Source organism: Streptomyces amakusaensis (assembly GCF_039532665.1).
GTDB classification, from domain to species: Bacteria; Actinomycetota; Actinomycetes; order Streptomycetales; family Streptomycetaceae; genus Streptomyces; species Streptomyces amakusaensis.
In genome coordinates this window covers 77,042-99,563 of record NZ_BAAASB010000025.1, presented here as the reverse complement: position 1 = coordinate 99,563, position 22,522 = coordinate 77,042, and the positions used below count along the sequence as shown (strand labels likewise).

2 protein-coding genes are annotated in these 22,522 nt (G+C 70.7%); both read right to left on the bottom strand.

Annotated elements, in window-relative coordinates; translation table 11 throughout:
* A partial coding sequence (locus ABD371_RS31720) for a type I polyketide synthase (RefSeq protein WP_381735653.1) occupies positions 1 to 2,068 on the bottom strand: 2,068 nt, incomplete at its 3' end.
* Between the two features lie 165 nt (positions 2,069 to 2,233).
* Positions 2,234 to 22,507, bottom strand: a complete 20,274-nt coding sequence (locus ABD371_RS31715) for a type I polyketide synthase (RefSeq protein ID WP_344484721.1) — start codon at positions 22,505 to 22,507, stop codon at positions 2,234 to 2,236.
* Between the last annotated feature and the right edge of the window lie 15 nt (positions 22,508 to 22,522).

The following is a 22,522-nucleotide window of genomic DNA, read 5'->3' as shown; positions in this document are numbered from 1 at the left end:
CCCCACCGATCGCCCGACTCCGCAACGCGACCACCCGAGCCGCATCCTCCAACGACAGAATCCCCGCCACACACGCAGCCGCGATCTCACCCTGAGAGTGACCGACCACCGCACCCGGGCGCACCCCGGCAGCGCGCCAGACCTCAGCCAGCGACACCATCACCGCGAACAGCGCCGGCTGCACCACATCCACACGCTCCAACGACGGAGCGCCGTCGACACCCCGCAGGACATCGCTCAGCGACCAGTCCGTGAACGGCTCCAGCGCCTTCGCACACTCATCCACCCGGGCAGCGAACACCGGCGAAGCGTCCAACAGGCCCGCAGCCATCCCCACCCACTGCGAACCCTGCCCCGGGAACACGAACACCGTCTTCCCCGACACCACCGAACCACTCACCACACCAGCAGCGAGCGAACCCGACGCCACCGCCCCCACACCCGCCACATGATCCGCCAGCACCACCGCACGATGATCCAAACCCGCACGCGACGACGCCAACGACCACCCCACATCCACCACACCAGCATCGGGAACAGCCGACAACCACCCCGACAACCGCTCCGCCTGCCCACGCAACGCCACCGCACTACGCCCCGACAACACCCACGGAACAACCGACAGGTCGGAACCCGGCTCCACCACCTCAGCCGACTCCTCCACCGGAGCCTGCTCCACAATCACATGCGCGTTCGTCCCACTGAAACCGAACGACGACACACCCGCACGACGGGGATGTGTGGTCTCGGGCCAGGCCGTCGGCTCGGTGAGCAGGGAGACCGAGCCCTCCGACCAGTCCACATGGGGCGAGGGCTCGTCGATGTGCAGGCTCTTCGGCAGCACGCCGTGGCGCATGGCCATGACCATCTTGATGACGCCGGCGACTCCGGCGGCGGCCTGGGTGTGGCCGATGTTCGACTTCACCGAGCCCAGCAGCAGCGGCTGTCCGCCGGCACGGTCCTGGCCGTAGGTGGCGATCAGAGCCTGGGCCTCGATGGGGTCGCCGAGGCTGGTGCCGGTGCCGTGGGCCTCGACGGCGTCGACCTGGTCGGCGGAGAGCCGGGCATTGGCCAGGGCCTGGCGGATGACGCGCTGCTGCGACGGCCCGTTGGGGGCCGTCAGACCGTTCGAAGCGCCGTCCTGATTGATCGCCGAACCGCGTACCAGGGCAAGGACCGGATGACCGTTGCGCCGCGCGTCGGAGAGCCGCTCAAGGAGCAGCACTCCCACGCCTTCCGCCGGGCCGAATCCGTCGGCTCCCGCCGCGAAGGCCTTGCAGCGCCCGTCCGCGGACAGTCCGCGCTGCTTGCTGAACTCGACGAAGAGTCCAGGCGTGGACATCACATGGACGCCGCCCGCGAGCGCGAGGGAGCATTCGCCGTTGCGCAGCGCCTGCGCCGCCAGATGCAGCGCGACGAGCGAGGCCGAGCAGGCGGTGTCGACGGTGACCGCCGGGCCTTCGAGACCGAAGGTGTACGAGAGCCGGCCGGACATCACACTGGCAGCGTTGCCGGTGCCCAGATGGCCCGCGTAGTCCTCAGACGCCTCCAGGAGCGGGGTGAGGTAGTCGGAGCCGTTGATGCCGACGAAGACACCCGCCTGGCTGCCGCGCAGGGACGAGGGGTCGATACCCGCCCGCTCGAACGCCTCCCACGAGGTTTCGAGGAGAAGACGCTGCTGAGGGTCCATCGCCATCGCCTCACGCGGCGAGATCCCGAAGAACGCGGCGTCGAACGAGGAGGCGTCACGGAGGAACCCGCCCTCGCGGGTGACCGACGTGCCCTGGTCGTCGGGGTCGTCCGAGAAGAGATTGTCGAGGTCCCAGCCCCGGTCCGCCGGGAATTCGGTGAGTGCGTCCCCGCCGGAGACGATCAGTTCCCAGAGTTCCTCGGGAGAGTTCACACCGCCCGGGAAACGGCAGCTGATCGCCGTAATGGCGATGGGCTCATGGGCCTGGCTCTCGATTTCCCGCAGCCGTCCGTGTGCCTCATTGAGATCCGTCGTGACCTTCTTGAGGTACTCGCGGAGCTTTGCTTCGTTCGCCACTGGCGCTTCACCTATTCGCATGGTCGAGATCGTGGAGGTATTCGCACGCGCTCGGAATGTCTTGGGGTGTCTCAGGTGTCTCAGGTCTCTCGGTCCAAGACCTGAGGCGTCAGATCCTGGTTCCTGAATTCGGGGTCCGGTGCCGGACGTACCGCCGGGCTCCCGGCGGTACGTCCGGCTTCCGGGTCACCCCTGGCCGAACTTCTGGTCGATGAGGGCGAACAGCTCGTCGTCGCTCGCGTCCTCGATCTCCTTGGCCCCGCCGTCGCCGTCCGCCGCCCGGGCGTCGTTCCACTGGCTCAGCAGGGCCTGGAGGCGCACCGCCACCCGCGCGTGCGCGGCCTCGTCGCCGACCGTGGCCGACAGTTCCTCGGGTGCCAGCGAGGAGAAGGTGCTCTCCAGCCGGTCGAGTTCCTCCATGACGGAGAGCTTGCGCTCGACCGGTTCCGGGGCCACCTCGCTCAGCAGGTGCTCGGCGAGCGCGGCCGGGTTGGGGTGATCGTAGACCAGGGTGGCCTGGAGCCGCAGGCCGCTGGCGGCCACCAGCCGGTTGCGCAGCTCGACCGCCGTCAGCGAGTCGAAGCCCAGCTCCTTGAAGGCCTGCCCGCCGCCGATGGCCTCGGCCGACTTGTATCCGAGCACGGCGGCTACCTGACCCCGTACCAGATCCAGTACGGTCCGCTCCCGTTCGGCGGCCGACAGCTCGGCCAGCCGGTCGGCGAGCGTGCGCTCCCCCGTGCCGCCAGCCGTCGCGTTCGTCGCCGCGTTCGCCGCGTTCGTGCGGCTCGCGCTCCGCACCGACCTGCGCGCCGGGGTCCGTACCAGGGAGCGGAACATCGGCAGGACGCCGCCGTCGGCGGCCCGTGCCCGCAGGGTCGCGGAGTGGATTCCGACCGGCAGGAGTACGGCCTCGTCCATCGTGACGGCGGTGTCGAAGAGCGCGAGGCCCTCCGCCGCCGACAGCGGTGCGACACCGCCCCTGGCGGCCCTGCTCCGCTCCGCCTCGGTCAGCCGGCCCGCCATGCCCTTCTCCTCGGCCCACATGCCCCAGGCCAGGGAGAGCGCGGTGAGTCCGCGCGCCCTGCGGTGCCGGGCGAGCGCGTCGAGGAACACATTGGCCGTCGCGTAGTTGGCCTGTCCCGCGCCGCCCAGTGTGCCCGCCGCGGCCGAGAACAGGATGAACGCCGACAGATCGAGATCGCGCGTCAGCTCGTGCAGATGCAGCGCCGCCTCGGCCTTCGGCCGCAGGACCAGGTCCATTCGCTCCGGAGTGAGCAGATCCACGACTCCGTCGTCCAGTACGGCCGCGGTGTGCACGACAGCCGTCAGCGGACGGCTTTCCGGCACGGACTCCAGCAGCCCGGCCAGCGCGTCCCGGTCGGCCACGTCGCACGCCGCCCAGGTCGCCTCGGCCCCCAGCTCCCTCAGTTCCGCCGTCAGTTCGGCCGCGCCGTCGGCCCGCCCGCCCCGCCGGCTGGTGAGCAGCAGATGCCGTACGCCGTGCTCCGCGACCAGGTGCCGGGCGAAGAGCCCGGCCAGCCCGCCGCTCGCACCGGTGATCAGCACCGTGCCCTCCGGGTCGATCCGGCGGGCCGTCGTGGCCGGGAGGCCCGTACCTGGCCCCGTACCGAGGCCCGTACCGAGGCCCGTACCGCCGCTCGTCCTGGCCAGCCTCGGTACGTACGGCGCACCGCCGCGTACGGCCGTCTCGGGCTCGGCGGAGGCGAGGACCCCCGGCAGTGCCCGGCAGGAGCCGGCGGCCGAGTCCGCGCGACCGGGATCGAGGTCGACGAGTACGAAACGGTCCGGGTTCTCCGTCTGCGCCGCGCGCAGCAGCCCCCACACCGGAGCGTGCGCCAGATCGACGTCCGTCTCCTCGTCGGTGGCCACCGCGCCGCTGGTGACGACGGCCAGCCGCGCGCCGGCGAACCGGGCGCTCTCCAGCCAGCCGCGTACGAGCCCCAGCGCCCGGTGCGCGACCTCGCGCACTTCCCGCGCGAGGTGCGCGGCCTCCGTGGCCGTGTCGGCGGAGAGGGGCCGCGCCCGGTCCGCGATGAACGGTACGAGAACCGTGTCCGGCACCGGGCGTCCGGCCGCGACCGCCGCGTCGAGCGCGGCCAGGTCGTCGTACGCGTCGGCGGTGAGCCCGGCAGCCGTCAGCCCGGCGAGCAGCGAACGGTCGCCGTCTGCGTCCCCGACGACGGCGAGGTTCATGAGCCCCTGATGTCCAGGTGCCCGGGTGGGCACCCAGTCGAGCCGGAACAGCGAGTCGTCGGCCCCGGCGGGCGTCACCGCGGACGCCACCGCGAACCGTTCGGCGTCGACCTCCTCCGTCACCAGCGCTTCGACCGAGCCGACCGGCACCCCCTTCTCGTCGCTCAGGGCGACGGAAACGGTGTCCTGGCCGCCCGGGGTGAGGCTCAGCCGCAGGACGTCGGCCCCGACGGCGTGCAGCCGCACACCGCGCCAGGCGACGGGCAGCCGACCCGTGGCCGTGTCCTCGGCAGTGGCCGCGAGCGCCTGCGACGCGGCGTCGAGGAGCGCCGGGTGGAGCGAGAACCGCCCGGCCGAGATGTGCTGCTCCTCGGAGAGCCTCGCCTCAGCGTAAAGCTCCGCACCGCGCGTCCACACCTGGGTCAGGGTCCGGAAGGCCGGCCCGTGGTGGAGACCGGCGGCCGTCAGACACTCGCGCACCGCGTCGACGGAGACCGGCCGGGCCCCGGCGGGCGGCCACTGCGCCGACTCCTGCGGACCGTCGGCGTCCGCCGCGCCGCCCCCGGCAGAGAGGAAGCCCATGGCATTGCGCGACCACGCGCCACCCGCGAGTTCGTTCCCGCCCTCGGGCTCGACCCTGCTGTGCGCCTGTACCGCGCGCCGCCCGGTCCCGTCCGCCGCGCCCACGGTGAGGCGCAGCTGTACGGCTCCCTTCTCGGGGAGCACGAGCGGCGCTTCGAGCGTCAACTCGTCCACCGTGTCACAGCCGACCTCGTCACCGGCGCGCACCGCCAGCTCGATGAAGGCCGCGCCGGGAACCACGACGGTGTCGGCCACCATGTGGTCGGCGAGCCAGCCGTGCGTACGGAGCGAGAGCCGGCCCGTGAAGAGGAACCCGTCCGAGTCCGGCAGCTCGACCGCCGCCCCCAGCAGCGGATGCCCGGCCTTGCCGATACCGACCGAGGCAACGTCGTCGAACTCGGCGAACGAGTCGATCCAGTACCGCTCCCGCTGGAAGGCGTACGTCGGCAGATCGACCCGCTGTGCGCCGGTGCCCGCGAAATACGCCGTCCAGTCGACGGCGATGCCCCGCGTATATGCCCTGGCCAGGGCCGACGTCACCGTCTCGGCCTCCGGCCTGCCCTTGCGCAGAACCGGCAGGAAGGCGGCGGCCTCAGCGTGCTTGACGCAGTCCTGGGCGAGGGCGGAGAGGACTCCGTCCGGGCCGAGTTCCACGTACGAGGTGACTCCGGCGGCTTCGAGGGCGCGGACGCCGTCGAGGAAGCGGACGGCCTCACGGACGTGGCGTACCCAGAAGTCCGCCGAGCCCATCTCGTCCGTGACGAGGGCGCCGGTGAGGTTGGAGACGACCGGGATCGTCGGGCTGTCGTACGAGAGTCCCTCGGCGACTTCGCGGAAGTCGGCGAGCATGCCGTCCATGTGCGGCGAGTGGAACGCGTGGCTGACCGTAAGACGCTTGGACTTGCGGTCGGCGAACTGCTCGACCACGGCGAGAGCAGCGCTCTCGTCACCCGCGATGACCACCGACTGCGGACCGTTGATCGCGGCGATGCTCACCCGGTCGGTCAGGAGCGGGAGGATCTCGTCCTCCGAGGCCTGGACGGCGATCATCACACCGCCGGTGGGCAGCGCCTCCATCAACCGGCCACGCGCCGCGACCAGGGTGCAGGCGTCCTCCAGCGAGAACACCCCCGCCACATGCGCAGCCGCGATCTCACCGATCGAATGACCGGACAGGAAGTCGGGGCGTACGCCCCAGCTCTCCAGGAGCCGGAAGAGGGCAACCTCGACCGCGAACAGCGCGGGCTGCGTCACCGCCGTCTGGTCGAGAGCACCGCTCTCATCACCGAACAGTGCTTCCTTCAGCGACAGATCGCCGGCGAACCCGGCACACACCGCGTCCAGAGCGTCCGCGAAGGCCGGATACACCTCATACAGCTCACGGCCCATCCCCAGCCGCTGACTCCCCTGGCCGGTGAACAGGAACGCCACCTGGTGGTCGGGGTTCACGATGCCCCGAATCGTCTCTGCAGAGTGGTCTCCCGTGGCCAGTGCGGTGAGTTCCGCCAGGAATCCGTCCCGGTCGGCGGCGACGAGCACCGCACGGTGATCGAGCGCCGCCCGTCCGGTCGCGAGGGAGAGTCCGACATCCACCGGGCGGACCGCGCTGTCGGCCACGAGACGGCCGTGCAGACGCTCCGCCTGCTCGCTCAGGGCCGCCTCGGTCCGGCCGGAAAGAACCCACGCGGTCGTCGCGGGGATGCCCTCGGACCTGCCGCTATCCGGCTGATCAACCGAGGTCAAAGCCGTCCCGGCAACGGCCGGGGCCTGCTCCAGGATGGTGTGGGCATTCGTACCGCTCACACCGAACGACGACACGGCTGCCCGGCGCGGACGGCCGGTCTCCGGCCACTCCACCGCCTCCGTCAGCAGGGAGATGTCACCGGCCTCCCAGTCGACCTGAGGAGTCGGAGCGTCGACGTGCAGGGTCTGCGGCAGGACCCCGTTCTGCATCGCCAGCACCATCTTCATCACCCCGGCGACACCGGCAGCGGCCTGCGTGTGACCGATGTTGGACTTGATGGAGCCCAGCAGCAGCGGACGGTCCTCGGACCGGCCCTGGCCGTAGGTGGCGAGGAGGGCCTGTGCCTCGATCGGGTCACCGAGCCGGGTGCCCGTGCCGTGCGCCTCCACCGCGTCCACATCCGTGGTCGAAAGCCCGGCACTGGCCAGAGCCTGGCGGATCACCCGCTGCTGGGAGGGGCCATTGGGGGCGGTGAGCCCATTGGACGCGCCGTCCTGGTTGACCGCCGAACCACGGACCACCGCGAGGACCGAGTGACCGTTCTTCCGGGCATCGGAGAGCCGCTCCACGAGCAGCATGCCGACACCCTCACCCCAGCCCGTACCGTCCGCACCGGCCGCGAACGCCTTGATACGACCGTCCTCCGCGAGCCCGCCCTGACGGCTGAATTCGACGAACGCGCCCGGAGTGGACATCACCGTCACACCACCGGCCAGCGCCAGCGAGCACTCACCGTTCCGCAGCGCCTGCACCGCCAGGTGCAGAGCGACCAGCGAGGCCGAGCAGGCGGTGTCAACGGTGACGGCGGGACCTTCGAGACCGAAGGTGTAGGAGAGCCGGCCGGACACCACGCTCGCCGAGTTGCCGGTGCTCATGAAGCCGTCGCCGCCGTCGGCCGAGTTCAGCACGAGGGAGAGATAGTCCTGGCCGTTGGTGCCGACGAAGACACCCGCCTGGCTGCCGCGCAGGGACGAGGGGTCGATGCCCGCCCGCTCGAACGCCTCCCACGAGGTTTCAAGGAGAAGACGCTGCTGAGGGTCCATCGCCAGCGCCTCACGCGGCGAGATCCCGAAGAAGCCGGGGTCAAAGTCAGCCACGTCGTACAGGAAGCCGCCCTCACGGGTGTACGAGGCGTCCTGCCCGTGTCCCGTGCCGAACAGCGACTCCGCGTCCCAGCCACGGTCGGCCGGGAACTCACCCATGGCGTCCCCGCCGCTCTCCAGCAGCTGCCAGAGGTCCTCCGGGGTGCGTACGCCGCCGGGGAAGCGGCAGCTCATCGCCACGATCGCGATCGGATCGTCATCGGTGGCGACCGCGAGCACCGTCGGCACGGCCACCTCAGCCTCCGTACCGAGCAGCTCGCCACGCAGATACCCCGCGAGAGCGACCGACGTCGGGTAGTCGTAGACCAGCGTCGCCGGGAGACGCAGCCCGGTCGCCGCGCCCAGCCGGTTCCGCAGCTCGACCGCCGTCAGCGAGTCGAAACCCAGCTCCTTGAACGCACGTCCCGCGCCGACGGTCTCCATACCCATGTGGCCAAGTACTCCGGCCACTTCCTTACGGACGAGATCGACCAGGACCCGGTCCCGCTCCGAGGCGGAGAGTCCCGCCAGCCTCCGGGCCGGCGAATCTTCCTCGGCTGAACCCTGGCCATCGCCGTCACGGTCGGCGGACACGCCATCCGCGAGAAGGCCGAGAGCACGCTGTGCCTCAGGCAGTTCCGCCAGAAGTCCACTGGCCCGTACCGCCGTGAATCCGGGTGCGAATCGTTCCCACTCGACGTCCACAACGGTGATCACTGCGTCGTTTCCACCCACAGCCTGCCTCAAGGCGCTCATGGCCGCGTCCGCATTCATGGGCGGTACTCCGCCCCGGCGCATGCGCGCGTCGAGAGCGTCGTCAGCGGCCATGCCACCGTCCGCCCACGGACCCCACGCCAGCGACGTCGCCACCAGACCATCAGCACGACGCTGCTCCGCCAAAGCATCCAGATAAGCATTCGCAGCCGCGTAGTTCGCCTGCCCAGCGGTTCCCCAGGTGCTTGTGACGGAGGAGAAGAGGACGAAGGCGTCCAGCTCGATCCCGAGTTCACCCGTCAGCTCATGCAGATGCAGAGCCGAGACAGCCTTGGCGCGCAGGACGCTCTCAAACCTGTCCGGGGTCAGCGCATCGAGTACGCCGTCGTCCAGGACACCCGCCGTATGCACCACAGCCGTCAGCGAACCCGACACCGAGGACAGCAGTACACGCAGAGCGTCACGGTCAGCGGCGTCACACGCCACCACCTCAGCCTCAACACCCAGCCCGGCCAGCTCCGCGACAAGCTCCACCGCGCCCGGGGCATCCATGCCCCGACGGCTCGTCAGCACCAGACGCTCAGCACCCGCGCCCGCCAACCACCTGGCGATCCGACCACCCAACGCGCCCGTACCGCCCGTGACCAGCACCGTGCCACCCGGCACCCAGCCCACAGCACCCGCAGCACGAGGAGCACGCACCAACCGCCGGCCGAACACACCCGACGAACGAACCGCAACCTGATCCTCACCCCGGCCCCGACCCGCGAGCACCCCCACCAGGCGAGCAGCCGCACGATCGTCCAGAACGGAGGGGAGGTCGATCAGGCCGCCCCAGCGCTCGGGAACCTCCAGAGCAGCCACCCGGCCCAGACCCCACACACACGCCTGAAGCGGCGACACCAAACGGTCAGAACGGCCCACCGACACAGCGCCACGCGTCACACACCACAGCGGGGCCACAACATGAACATCGCCCAGCGCCTGCACCACACACACCGTCGACACCAGCCCGGACACCTCGTCCAAAGCCAGCAACGACACCACACCAGAAACAGAACCAGAACCGGCGTCGCTCAGCAGACCGGCCAGAACCTCACGATCCACACCCGACCCGACCTCAACACGCCGGACCTCAGCACCACGACCCGCCAGAACACCCACCACAGCAGCGTCATCGACACCCGCCGGCACCAACACCAGCCACACACCCGACAACCCAGCACCCGACACATCCGCCAAAGGCTTCCACGACACCCGATAACGCCAGGCATCCACCTCCGACTGTTCCTGTCCGTGTCGCCGCCAGGCCGAGAGGGCCGGGATCAGCTCGCTGATGGGTGCGTCACCGTCCACATCCAGCTCGGCGACCAACGACTCCAGGTCTTCCCGCTCCACCGCGTCCCAGAACCGAGCGTCCACCCCGCCGACGAGCCCCTCGGCGACCGGACCGGCCGTCGACAAGGAAGGCTGCGGCCAGTAACGCTGCCGCTGGAAGGCGTACGTCGGCAGGTCCGCCGGCTGAACCCCGGAGCCGGAGTAGTAAGCGGCCCAGTCAATGGCGATGCCGCGCACATGCGTCTTGGCCAGGGCCATGGTCACCGTCTCGACCTCATCACGCCCCGCGCGCAGGAGGGGCACGAAGGCCGCGTCCGTACGCTCGGCGCAGTCCTGGGCGAGGGCGGAGAGGATCCCGTCGGGGCCGAGTTCGAGGTAGGTGGTGACTCCGGCGGCTTCGAGGGCGCGGACGCCGTCCAGGAAGCGGACCGCCTCACGGACGTGGCGTACCCAGAAGTCGGGAGTCGACATATCGTCGCCGACCAGCGCACCGGTCAGGTTGGAGACGACCGGGATCGCCGGGGAGCCGTACGAAAGGGTCTCGGCGACCTCGCGGAAGTCGGCGAGCATGCCGTCCATCAGCGGCGAGTGGAACGCGTGGCTGACCGTAAGACGCTTGGACTTGCGGTCGGCGAACTGCTCAACCACGGCCAGAGCAGCGCTCTCGTCACCGGCGATGACGACGGACGTCGGACCGTTGATCGCCGCGATGCTGACCCGGTCGTTCAGCAGCGGAAGGATCTCCTCCTCCGAGGCCTGCACGGCGATCATCACACCGCCGGTGGGCAGCGCCTGCATCAAACGCCCACGCGCCGCCACCAGCGTGCACGCATCAGCCAGCGAGAACACCCCCGCCACATGAGCAGCCGCGATCTCACCAATGGAGTGACCGGACAGGAAGTCCGGCCGCACACCCCACGACTCAAGCAGCCGGAACAGCGCCACCTCGACCGCGAACAACGCCGGCTGCGTCACCGCCGTCTCATCGAGAGCACCGCTCTCATCACTGAACAGCGCTTCCTTCAACGGCACATCAAGACGCCCGCACACCTCATCCAGAGCGTCCGCGAACACCGGATACGCGCCGTACAACTCACGACCCATCCCCAGCCGCTGACTCCCCTGCCCCGTAAACAGGAACGCCAACTTCCCACCCACCGGAGAACCCTCAACCACACCAGCGGCGGAACCACCACCAGCCAGCACAGCCAACCCCGCGAGGAAACCCTCACGCCCGTCAGCCACCACCACCGCGCGGTCCTCGAATGCCGACCGACCAGTGGTCAGCGTGCGACCGATGGCGGAGAGGTCCGCTTCCGGTGTGGCGAGGAGCTTTGCGCGCAGGTTGGCGGCCTGCGCGTGGAGTGCGGTGGTGTTCTTCGCGGAGAGCACGAGCGGAAGGGCGGCGAGCCGCGCAGGGGCCGCCGGGGTCTCGGCCGACTCGGTCTCAGGGGCAGCCGGGGCCTGCTCGATGATGGTGTGGGCGTTCGTACCGCTGAAGCCGAACGACGAGATGCCCGCGCGGCGCGGACGGCCGGTCTCCGGCCACTCCACCGCCTCCGTCAGCAGCGAGACCTCACCGGCCTCCCAGTCGACCTGGGGGGACGGCTCATCGATGTGCAGGGTCTGCGGCAGGACCCCGTTCTGCATCGCCAGCACCATCTTCATCACCCCGGCGACACCGGCCGCAGCCTGCGTGTGACCGATGTTCGACTTGATGGAGCCCAACAGCAGCGGCCGGTCCTCGGACCGGCCCTGGCCGTAGGTGGCGAGGAGCGCCTGTGCCTCGATCGGGTCACCGAGCCGGGTGCCCGTGCCGTGCGCCTCCACCGCGTCCACATCCGTGGTCGAAAGCCCGGCGCTCGCCAGGGCCTGACGGATCACGCGCTGCTGCGAAGGCCCGTTCGGAGCCGTCAGCCCGTTGGACGCGCCGTCCTGGTTGATCGCCGAGCCACGCACGATCGCGAGAACGGGGTGCCCGTTGCGCCGCGCGTCCGAGAGCCGCTCCACAAGGAGCATGCCGACGCCCTCGCCCCAGCCCGTGCCATCGGCAGCCGCAGCGAACGCCTTGACACGGCCGTCGGCCGCGAGACCGCGCTGACGGCTGAACTCGATGAAGGTACCCGGGGTGGACATCACTGTCACACCACCGGCCAGCGCCAGCGAGCACTCACCGTTCCGCAGCGACTGAATGGCCCAGTGCAGCGCGACCAGCGAAGCCGAGCAGGCGGTGTCGACCGTGACGGCGGGACCTTCGAGACCGAAGGTGTAGGAGAGCCGGCCGGAGACGACACTCGCCGCGTTGCCCGTACCCAAGTGGCCTTCAAGGCCTTCTGGCTCTTCCAGCAGAACGGACAGATAGTCCTGGCCGTTGGTGCCGACGAAGACACCCGCCTGGCTGCCGCGCAGGGACGAGGGGTCAATTCCCGCCCGCTCGAACGCCTCCCAGGAGGTTTCGAGGAGAAGACGCTGCTGAGGGTCCATGGCGAGGGCCTCGCGCGGCGAGATCCCGAAGAAGTCGGCGTCGAACTCGGCAGCGTCGTACAGGAAGCCGCCCGCGCGGGCGTACGAGGTGCCCTGCGCGCCGGGATCGGCGTCGTACAGCGACTCGACGTCCCAGCCACGGTCGAGCGGAAGGTCCGAGATGGCGTCACCGCCGGTGACGAGGAGTTGCCAGAGGTCTTCCGGGGTGCGTACGCCGCCGGGGAAGCGGCAGCTCATCGCCACGATCGCGATCGGATCGTCATCGGTGGCGACTGCGGCGGGAAGCAGCGTGTCAGCGACCCGCACACTGCCCACCAGATCACCGCGCAGATACTCCGCGAGAGCCGCCGACGTCGGATAGTCGTAAACCAGCGTGGCCGGGAGGCGCAGCCCGGTCGCCGCGCCCAGCCGGTTCCGCAGCTCGACCGCCGTCAGCGAGTCGAAGCCGATCTCACGGAACGCACGTCCTGCCTCGATGTCGTCCGCGCCGGAGTGCCCGAGCACTTCGGCGACCTGCGCCCTGACGAGTTCAAGGATGAACGGCTCGCGGTCCGCCTCGGTCATCTTCTGAAGCCGGGCGACGAGCGACGATACTGCCCGCTCGGAGCGGTCGTCACCGTTGTCTGCCCCGATGGGCGCAGTCGCTGCCTCAGGGAGTTCCGCGAGGAGGTTGCTGGGGCGTACCGACATGAATCCGGGTGCGAACCGCGCCCAGTCGAAGTCAACAACGGTCAAAGCCGCATCGGTGGAACCGACGGCCTGCTCAAGCACGGTGATCGCGAGTTCCGCGTCCATGGGCGGTACTCCGCCCCGGCGCATGCGTGCGTCGAGAGCGTCGTCGGCGGCCATGCCGCCGTCCGCCCACGGACCCCACGCCAGCGACGTCGCCACCAGACCGTCAGCACGACGCTGCTCCGCCAAAGCATCCAGATAAGCATTCGCAGCCGCGTAGTTCGCCTGCCCCGCCGCACCCACCGTGCCGCTCATCGAGGAGAACAGGACGAAGGCGTCCAGCTCGATCCCGAGTTCACCCGTCAGCTCATGCAGATGGAACGCGGAGACAGCCTTGGCACGCAGGACGTTCTCAAACCTGTCCGGGGTCAGCGCATCGAGCACGCCGTCGTCCAGGACACCCGCCGTATGCACCACAGCCGTCAGCGAACCCGACACCGTGCCGAGCAGTACACGCAGGGCATCGCGGTCGGCGACGTCACACGCCACCACCTCAGCCTCAACACCCAGCCCCGACAGCTCCGCGACCAGCTCGGCAGCCCCGGGGGCATCCATGCCCCGACGGCTCGTCAGCACCAGACGCTCAACACCAGCACCCGCCAACCACCGCGCGACCCGACCACCCAACGCACCCGTACCGCCCGTGACCAACACCGTGCCACCCGGCACCCAACCCACAGCACCCGCAGCACGAGGAGCACGCACCAACCGCCGGCCGAACACACCCGACGAACGAACCGCGACCTGATCCTCACCCCGGCCCCGACCCGCGAGCACCCCCACCAGGCGAGCAGCGGCGCGATCGTCCAGAACGGAGGGGAGGTCGATCAGGCCGCCCCAGCGCTCGGGAACCTCCAGAGCAGCCACCCGGCCCAGACCCCACACACACGCCTGAAGCGGCGACACCAAACGGTCGGAACGACCCACCGACACAGCGCCACGCGTCACACACCACAACGCCGCACCCACACCAGCGTCACCCAACGCCTGCACCACACACACCGTCGACACCAGCCCGGACACCTCGTCCAAAGCCAGCAACGACACCACACCAGACACAGAACCGGCATCAGCCTCAGCCAGCAGAGCCGTCAGCACCTCACGATCCACACCCGGCTCAACCACCACACGCCGGACCTCAGCACCACGACCCGCCAGAACACCCACCACAGCGGAGTCATCGACACCGGCCGGCACCAACACCAGCCACACACCCGACAACCCAGCACCCGACACATCCGCCAACGGCTTCCACGACACCCGATAACGCCAGGCATCCACCTCCGACTGCACACGCCGATCCCGACGCCACGCCGACAGAGCCGGAACCAACTCCCCGAGCGACTCCTCACCCACACCCAGCTCAGCAACCAGAGACGAGAGATCCTCACGCTCCACCGCATCCCAGAACCGAGCGTCCTCACCACTGGCGAGCCCACCGACGACCGGACCGACCGTCGACAAAACGGTCTGCGGCCAGTAGCGCTGCCGCTGGAAGGCGTACGTCGGCAGATCCACACGCCGCGCGCCGCTTCCGGCGAAGAACGCGACCCAGTCCACAGCCACCCCACGCACATGCGCCTGAGCGAGAACGGTGACAACCGTCTCCGCCTCGGAACGCCCCTTACGCAGAACCGGCAGGAAAGCAACGGCAGCGCTGTCGGTGACGCAGTCCTGGGCGAGGGCGGAGAGGATCCCGTCCGGACCGAGTTCGACGTACGAGGTGACCCCGGCAGCCTCCAGTGCGCGGACACCGTCCAGGAAACGGACCGCCTCTCGGACATGGCGCACCCAGAAGTCCGCCGAGCCCATCTCGTCCGTGACGAGGGTGCCGGTCAGGTTGGAGACAACTGGAATCGTCGGGCTGTCGTACGAAAGGGTCTCGGCGACCTCGCGGAAGGCGTCGAGCATCCCGTCCATGTGCGGCGAGTGGAACGCGTGACTCACCGTAAGACGCTTGGACTTGCGGTCGGCGAACTGCTCAACCACGGCGAGAGCAGCGCTCTCGTCACCCGCGATCACGACCGACGTCGGGCCGTTGATCGCGGCGATGCTCACGCGATCGTTCAGCAGCGGAAGGATCTCCTCCTCCGACGCCTGGACGGCGACCATCACACCACCCGTGGGCAGCGCCTGCATCAGGCGACCACGAGCAGCGATCAGGGTGCAGGCGTCCTCCAGCGAGAACACCCCCGCCACATGAGCAGCCGCGATCTCACCAATCGAATGACCGGACAGGAAGTCGGGACGCACACCCCACGACTCAAGGAGCCGGAACAGCGCCACCTCGACCGCGAACAACGCCGGCTGCGTCACCGCCGTCTCATCGAGAGCACCGCTCTCAACACCGAACAGCGCTTCCTTCAACGGCACATCAAGATGCGCGCAGATCTCATCCAGAGCATCCGCGAACACCGGATACGCGCCGTACAACTCACGCCCCATCCCCAGCCGCTGACTCCCCTGCCCCGTAAACAGGAACGCCAGCCCACCACCCGTCACCGAGGACTGCACCAGACCCGGTACGGGCTCCCCTGCCGCCAGTGCGGACAGTCGGGAGGTCAGTGCGGGGCCGTCGGTGCCGAGGAGGACGGCTCGGTGTTCCAGGGCCGCGCGGCTCGTCGCCAGGGAGTGGGCGAGGTCGAGTGCGCCCGGGGTGCCGGAGGCGGTCACAAGGTCGGTGGCCGTGGTGCGGAGCCGTTCCGCCTGGGCCCGGAGGGCTGCGGGGGTGCGGCCCGAGAGGAGCCACGGCAGCACCGGCAGGGTGCGGGGCGCGCTCGGAGCGTCGGCGCTCTGCGGAGCCGGAGCAGGAGCCAGGGCCGGAGCCGGGGCCTGCTCGATGATCGCGTGCGCGTTCGTACCGCTGTAGCCGAACGAGGAGACGCCGGCCCGGCGCGGACGGCCGGTCTCCGGCCACTCCACCGCCTCCGTCAGCAGGGAGATGTCACCGGTCGACCAGTCCACGAAGGGGGTGGGCTCGTCGATGTGGAGGGTCTGCGGAAGCACCCCGTGGCGGATGGCCATGACCATCTTGATGACACCGGCCGCGCCGGCCACGGCCTGGGTGTGGCCGATGTTCGACTTCACCGAGCCCAGCCACAGCGGACGGCCCTCGGGCCGTCCCTGGCCGTAGGTGGCGAGGAGCGCCTGAGCCTCGATCGGGTCGCCGAGGGTCGTGCCGGTGCCGTGCGCCTCGACGGCGTCGATGTCGGGGGCGGTGAGACCCGCGTCGGCGAGGGCTTCGCGGATGACGCGCTGCTGCGAAGGACCATTCGGGGCCGTCAGACCGTTGGACGCGCCGTCCTGGTTGACGGCGGTGCCGCGTACGACGGCGAGGACGGGGTGGCCGTTGCGGCGGGCGTCGGAGAGGCGCTCCACGAGGAGCATGCCGACGCCTTCGGACCAGCCGGTGCCGTCGGCGGCGGCGGCGAATGCCTTGATGCGGCCGTCGGCGGCGAGGCCGCGCTGACGGCTGAACTCGGTGAACGCGCCCGGCGTGGACATGATGGTCACCGCACCGGCGAGCGCCATCGAGCACTCGCCGCGCCGCAGCGCCTGGGCGGCGAGGTGCAGGGTGACGAGGGAGGAGGAGCAGGCGGTGTCGATGGTGACCGCCGGGCCCTCCAGGCCGAAGGTGTAGGAGAGCCGGCCGGAGACGACACTCGCCGCGTTGCCCGTACCCAGGTGGCCTTCGAGGCCGTCGGCGTCGTTCAGCCAGAGCTGGAGGTAGTCCTGTGCGTTGGAGCCGACGAAGACGCCGGTTCGGCTGCCGCGCAGCGCCGTCGGGTCGATCCCGGCACGCTCGAAGGTCTCCCAGGTGGTCTCCAGCAGGATGCGCTGCTGGGGGTCCATGGCGAGGGCCTCGCGCGGCGAGATCCCGAAGAAGGGGGCGTCGAACTCGGCAGCTTCGTGCAGGAAGCCGCCCTCGCGGGCGTAGCTGGTGCCTTCGCGGTCGGGGTCGTCGCTGTAGAGGGTGTCGAGGTCCCAGCCTCGGTCGGCGGGGAAGCCGGTGATGCCGTCGCGGCCGTCGGCGAGCAGCTGCCACAGATCCTCGGGGGATTCGACGCCGCCGGGGAAGCGGCAGCTCATCGCGATGATCGCGATGGGGTCGTCGTCCTCGGCGCGGGCGCGTCCCGTCGGTGCGAGGGCCGTGCCCGGAAGGGCGGCCGGGTCGAGGCCGGCGGTGAGGTCGCCGACGAGTTCGTCGCGCAGATGGGCGGCGAGCGCGGCGGCGGTCGGGTAGTCGAAGACGAGGGTGGCGGGCAGTCGGCGGCCGGTGGCGTCGCCGAGGAGATTGCGCAGCTCGACGGCGGTGAGCGAATCGAAGCCGAGTTCCTTGAAGGAGCGGCCGGGCTCGACGGAGGCGGGGCCCGGGTGGCCGAGTGCCGTGGCGACCTGTCGGCGGACCAGTTCGAGGAGGGTGCGGTCCTGTTCGGCGGCGGAGAGTGCGGCGAGGCGCTGTCGCAGGCCGGACTCGCCGTCGGAACCGGCCGTTCCGCGCGCGGTTCGGCGGGCGGGCACTCGTACGAGGCCGCGCAGCAGGGGTGACATCGTGCCGGCGGCGGCCTGGGTGCGCAGGGCGGTGAGGTCGGCGCGCATCAGGACCGGGGCGGCGTGGCCGGTGCGGTGGGCGAGGTCGAAGAGTTTGAGGCCTTCGTCCGAGGAGAGCGGGGGCAGTCCGGCACGCCGCATCCGGGTGATGTCGGCCTGGTCGAGTCCGCCCGCCATGCCCGCGCTGTCGGCCCACAGGGCCCAGGCCATGGAGGTGGCGGCGAGTCCCTGGGCGTGCCGGTGGTGGGCGAGGGCGTCGAGGAAGACGTTGGCGGCGGCGTAGTTGCCCTGTCCGGGGCCGCCGAAGACACCGGCGATGGAGGAGAAGAGGACGAAGGCGGAGAGGTCGAGGCCGTGGGTCAGCTCGTGCAGATTCCAGGCCGCGTCGACCTTGGGGCGCAGCACGGCGGAGAGCCGTTCGGGGGTGAGGGAGGAGATCACTCCGTCGTCGAGCACACCGGCGGTGTGGAGGACGGCTCCGAGCGGGTGTTCGGCGGGGACTGCGGCCAGCGCGGCGGCGAGGGCGTCCCGGTCGGCCGCGTCGCAGGCCGCCCAGGTGACGGACGCGCCCGCTTCGGTGAGGTCCGCGGTGAGCTGTTCCGCTTCGGGGGTGTCGCCGCCTCGGCGGCCCATCAGCAGCAGGTGCCGTACGCCGTGTTCGGCGACGATCCGGCGGGCGACGAGTCCGCCCAGCATGCCGCCCGCGCCGGTGATGAGGACGGTGGCGTCAGGGGCGTACGGGGTGGTGTCCTGCGGAGCGGCGGTGATCCGGGCGAGTCGCGGGGCGAGCACGGAGCCCGCGCGCAGGGCGAGCCGCGGCTCGTCGCCGGCGAGGGCGGCGGGGGCGGTGCCCGGGGCTGCGGCCGGGTCTGTGGCCAGGGCTGCGGACAGGGCGCTTACGGAGGCGTCCTGGCCGTCGGTGTCGATCAGCAGCAGCCGGTCCGGGTGCTCGGACTGGGCCGAGCCGAGCAGTCCTCGTACGGCCGCGTTGACGGGGTCGGTCAGCGGGTCGTCGTCGGCTGCGGCGACCGCGCCCCGGGTGAGGACGACGAGACGGGTGGCGGCGAAGCGCTCGCCGGTGAAGGGCTCGTCGCCGAGCCAGGTCCGCACTGTTTCGAGGGCGTGCCGGGTGGCCCGGTGCACGGCTTCGGCGGAGATGTCGGCGACCGGTGCGTAGCCGATGAGGACGGCGTCGGGCACGTCGGCTCCGGCGTCGACGGCTGCCGCGAGACCGGCCAGATCGGGGTAGGAGGCGACGTCGCCGGGCAGGGCGGTGATGCCGTCCAGTGTGCCGAGGACCGCCCAGCGGCCCTGGGGTGTCTCGGTGCCGGGGGCAGCGGGCAGCGGCGTCCACTCGGTGCGGAACGCCGACTCGTGGCGTTCGGCGCCGGCGGACCGGACCTGGTCGGCCGTCACGGTGCGCAGGACGAGGGAGTCGACGGTCGCGACGGGTGAGCCGGTCGCGTCGGCGATCTCCAGGCGTATGCCGCTGGGGCCCGCCGGGGAGAGGCGTACGCGCAGTGCCTCGGCACCGGCCGCGTGGAGGGTGACGCCGCTCCAGGCGAAGGGGAGGCGGCCTTCGCCGTCGGTGCCGCCGAGCACGCCGAGCCCGAGGGTGTGCAGTGCGGCGTCGAGCAGGGCGGGGTGGAGTCCGAAGTCGCGCGCGGCGGCGGCGTTCTCCTCGGGCAGGGCGACTTCCGCGTAGACGCTGTCGCCGTGCCGCCATGCGGCGGTGAGGCCGCGGAACACCGATCCGTAGGCCATGCCGACCTCGACGAGGTCCGGGTAGAGGCTGTCGGTGGGGATGACCTCCGCGCCCGCCGGGGGCCACTGGGCGGGCATCGCGTCCGGCTGGGCCGGCTGGGCCGTGCCCTGGGCGAGGACACCGCCGGCGTGCCGGGTCCACGGTTCGTCGGCGGCGCTGTCCTGGATGCGGGAGGAGAGCGTGAACGCACGGCGTCCGCTGCCGTCCGCGTCCGGGGTGCCCACATGTATCTGGACCTGTACCGCGCCGCGCTCGGGGAGTACGAGCGGCGCTTCCAGCGTCAGTTCCTCCACGGTGTCGCAGCCGACCTGGTCGCCGGCCCGGATCGCGAGCTCCACGAAGGCGGTGCCGGGCAGCAGGACGGTGTCCATGACCGTGTGGTCGGCCAGCCACGGGTGGGTGTCGAGGCCGAGACGGCCGGTGAAGAGGAACCCGTCCGAGTCGGCGAGCGCCACCGTGGCCCCGAGCAGCGGATGCCCGGCCGCTTCCAGTCCCGCGGCGCTCAGGTCGCCGGGGCCGGTGGCCGGTGCGATCCAGTAGCGCTGCCGCTGGAAGGCGTACGTGGGCAGGTCGACGCGGCGCGCGCCGGACTCCGAGAGATGCGCCTGCCAGTCGACGGCGATACCCCGGGTGTGGGCCTTGGCGAGAGCGGTAACGGCGGTCTCGGCCTCGGGTCGGTCCTTGCGGAGTACGGGGATGAAGGCCGCGTCCGTACGCTCGGCGCACTCCTGGGCGAGAGCGGAGAGGATCCCGTCCGGGCCGAGTTCCACGTACGTGGTGACTCCGGCGGCTTCAAGGGCGCGGACGCCGTCGAGGAAACGGACGGCTTCGCGGACGTGGCGTACCCAGAAGTCAGGAGTCGACATGTCATCGCCGACCAAAGCACCGGTCAGGTTCGAGACGACCGGGATCGCCGGGGAGCCGTACGAAAGGGTCTCGGCGACCTCGCGGAAGTCGGCGAGCATGCCGTCCATGTGCGGCGAGTGGAACGCGTGGCTGACCGTCAGGCGCTTGGTCTTCCGGTCCGGGAACCGCTCGACCACGGCGAGAGCGGCGCTCTCGTCACCCGCGATCACGACCGACGTCGGGCCGTTGATCGCGGCGATGCTCACGCGATCGTTCAGCAGCGGAAGGATCTCCTCCTCCGACGCCTGGACGGCGACCATCACACCACCCGTGGGCAGCGCCTGCATCAGGCGACCACGAGCAGCGATCAGGGTGCAGGCGTCCTCCAGCGAGAACACCCCCGCCACATGAGCAGCCGCGATCTCACCAATCGAATGACCGGACAGGAAGTCGGGACGCACACCCCACGACTCAAGGAGCCGGAACAGCGCCACCTCGACCGCGAACAACGCCGGCTGCGTCACCGCCGTCTCATCGAGAGCACCGCTCTCATCACCGAACAGTGCTTCCTTCAACGGCACATCGAGATGCGCGCAGATCTCGTCCAGAGCATCCGCGAACACCGGGTACGCGCCGTACAGCTCACGCCCCATCCCCAGCCGCTGACTCCCCTGCCCGGTGAACAGGAACGCCAGCTTCCCGCCCACCGGAGAGCCCTTGACCACACCCGTGGCCGACCCACCGTCGACCAGCGCCGCCAGCCCCGCGAGGAGAGCCTCACGGTCCGCCGCCACGACCACCGCGCGGTCTTCGAAGGATGCCCGACCGGCGGCGAGTGAGTGGGCGATGTCGACCGGGCGGACCTCGGAGTGCCGCTCGACGTGGGCGTACAGAGCGCTCGCCTGGTCGCGCAGGGCGTCCTGCCCCTTGGCCGAGAGCAGCCACGGCACCATCGGCGGGGCGGTGGTCCCGTGCTCAGGGGCCGAATCGGCGAGGGCCTGAGACGGGACAGGGGCGGGGGCGGGGGCCTGCTCGATGATCGTGTGGACATTGGTGCCGCTGACGCCGAAGGCGGAGACGCCGACGCGGCGCGGACGGCCGGTCTCCGGCCACTCCACCGCGTCCGTCAGCAGCGACACGCCACCTGTCGACCAGTCGACGTGCGAGGTCGGCCGGTCGACGTGGAGGGTCTTCGGAAGCACCCCGTGGCGCATGGCCATGACCATCTTGATGATGCCCGCGACACCGGCGGCGTTCTGGGTGTGGCCGATGTTGGACTTGAGCGAGCCGAGCCAGAGGGGACGGTCCTCGGGACGGTCCTGACCGTAGGTGGCGAGCAGCGCCTGTGCCTCGATCGGGTCACCCAGGGTGGTCCCCGTGCCGTGCGCCTCGACGGCGTCGATGTCGGCGGGGGTCAGCCGGGCGCTCTCCAGGGCCTGGTGGATGACGCGCTGCTGCGCGGGGCCGTTGGGTGCGGTGAGTCCGTTGGACGCGCCGTCCTGGTTGATCGCAGAGCCGCGTACGACGGCGAGGATCTGGTGGCCGTTGCGCCGCGCGTCGGAGAGGCGCTCCACCAGCAGGACGCCGACGCCCTCGGACCAGCCGGTGCCGTCGGCGGACTCGGCGAAGGAACGGCAGCGGCCGTCGGGGGACAGCCCGCGCTGACGGCTGAACTCGACGAAGACGTCGGGGCCGGCGAGCACGGTGACGCCCGCGGCGAGCGCGAGGGAGCACTCGCCCTGGCGCAGCGCCTGGACGGCCATGTGCAGGGCGACGGAGGAGGACGAGCAGGCCGTGTCGATGGTGGCGGCCGGGCCCTCAAGACCGAAGACGTAGGCGAGACGGCCGGACACCACGCTGGAGGCGGTGCCGGTGAGGAGGTGGCCCTCCACCCCGTCGGGCAGATCGTGCGAGCCCGCTCCGTACGCGTTGGCGGACGCGCCGACGAAGACTCCCGCCCGGCTACCGCGCAGGGAGGCGGGGTCGATCCCGGCGCGCTCGAAGACCTCCCAGGAGGTTTCGAGGAGGAGCCGCTGCTGCGGGTCCATGGCGAGGGCCTCGCGCGGCGAGATCCCGAAGAAGCCGGGGTCAAAATCGGCGGCGTCGTGCAGGAAGCCGCCGTCGCGGGCGTAGGTGGTGCCCTCGTGGTCGGGGTCGGGGTCGTACAGCGACTCGATGTCCCAGCCGCGGTTGACGGGGAAGCCCGAAATGGCGTCGCCGCCGTTCTCGACGAGGCTCCACAGCTCCTCGGGCGAGCGGACGCCGCCGGGGAAGCGGCAGCTCATGCCGACGATCGCGATCGGTTCACGCGCGGCGTCGGTCAGCTCTTGGTTCCGGCGACGCAGCCGCTCGGCTTCCTTCAGGGAGGCCCGCAGCGCTACAACGACTTTTTCGTTGGGGGTTGTCATCACTTACTCCGCACT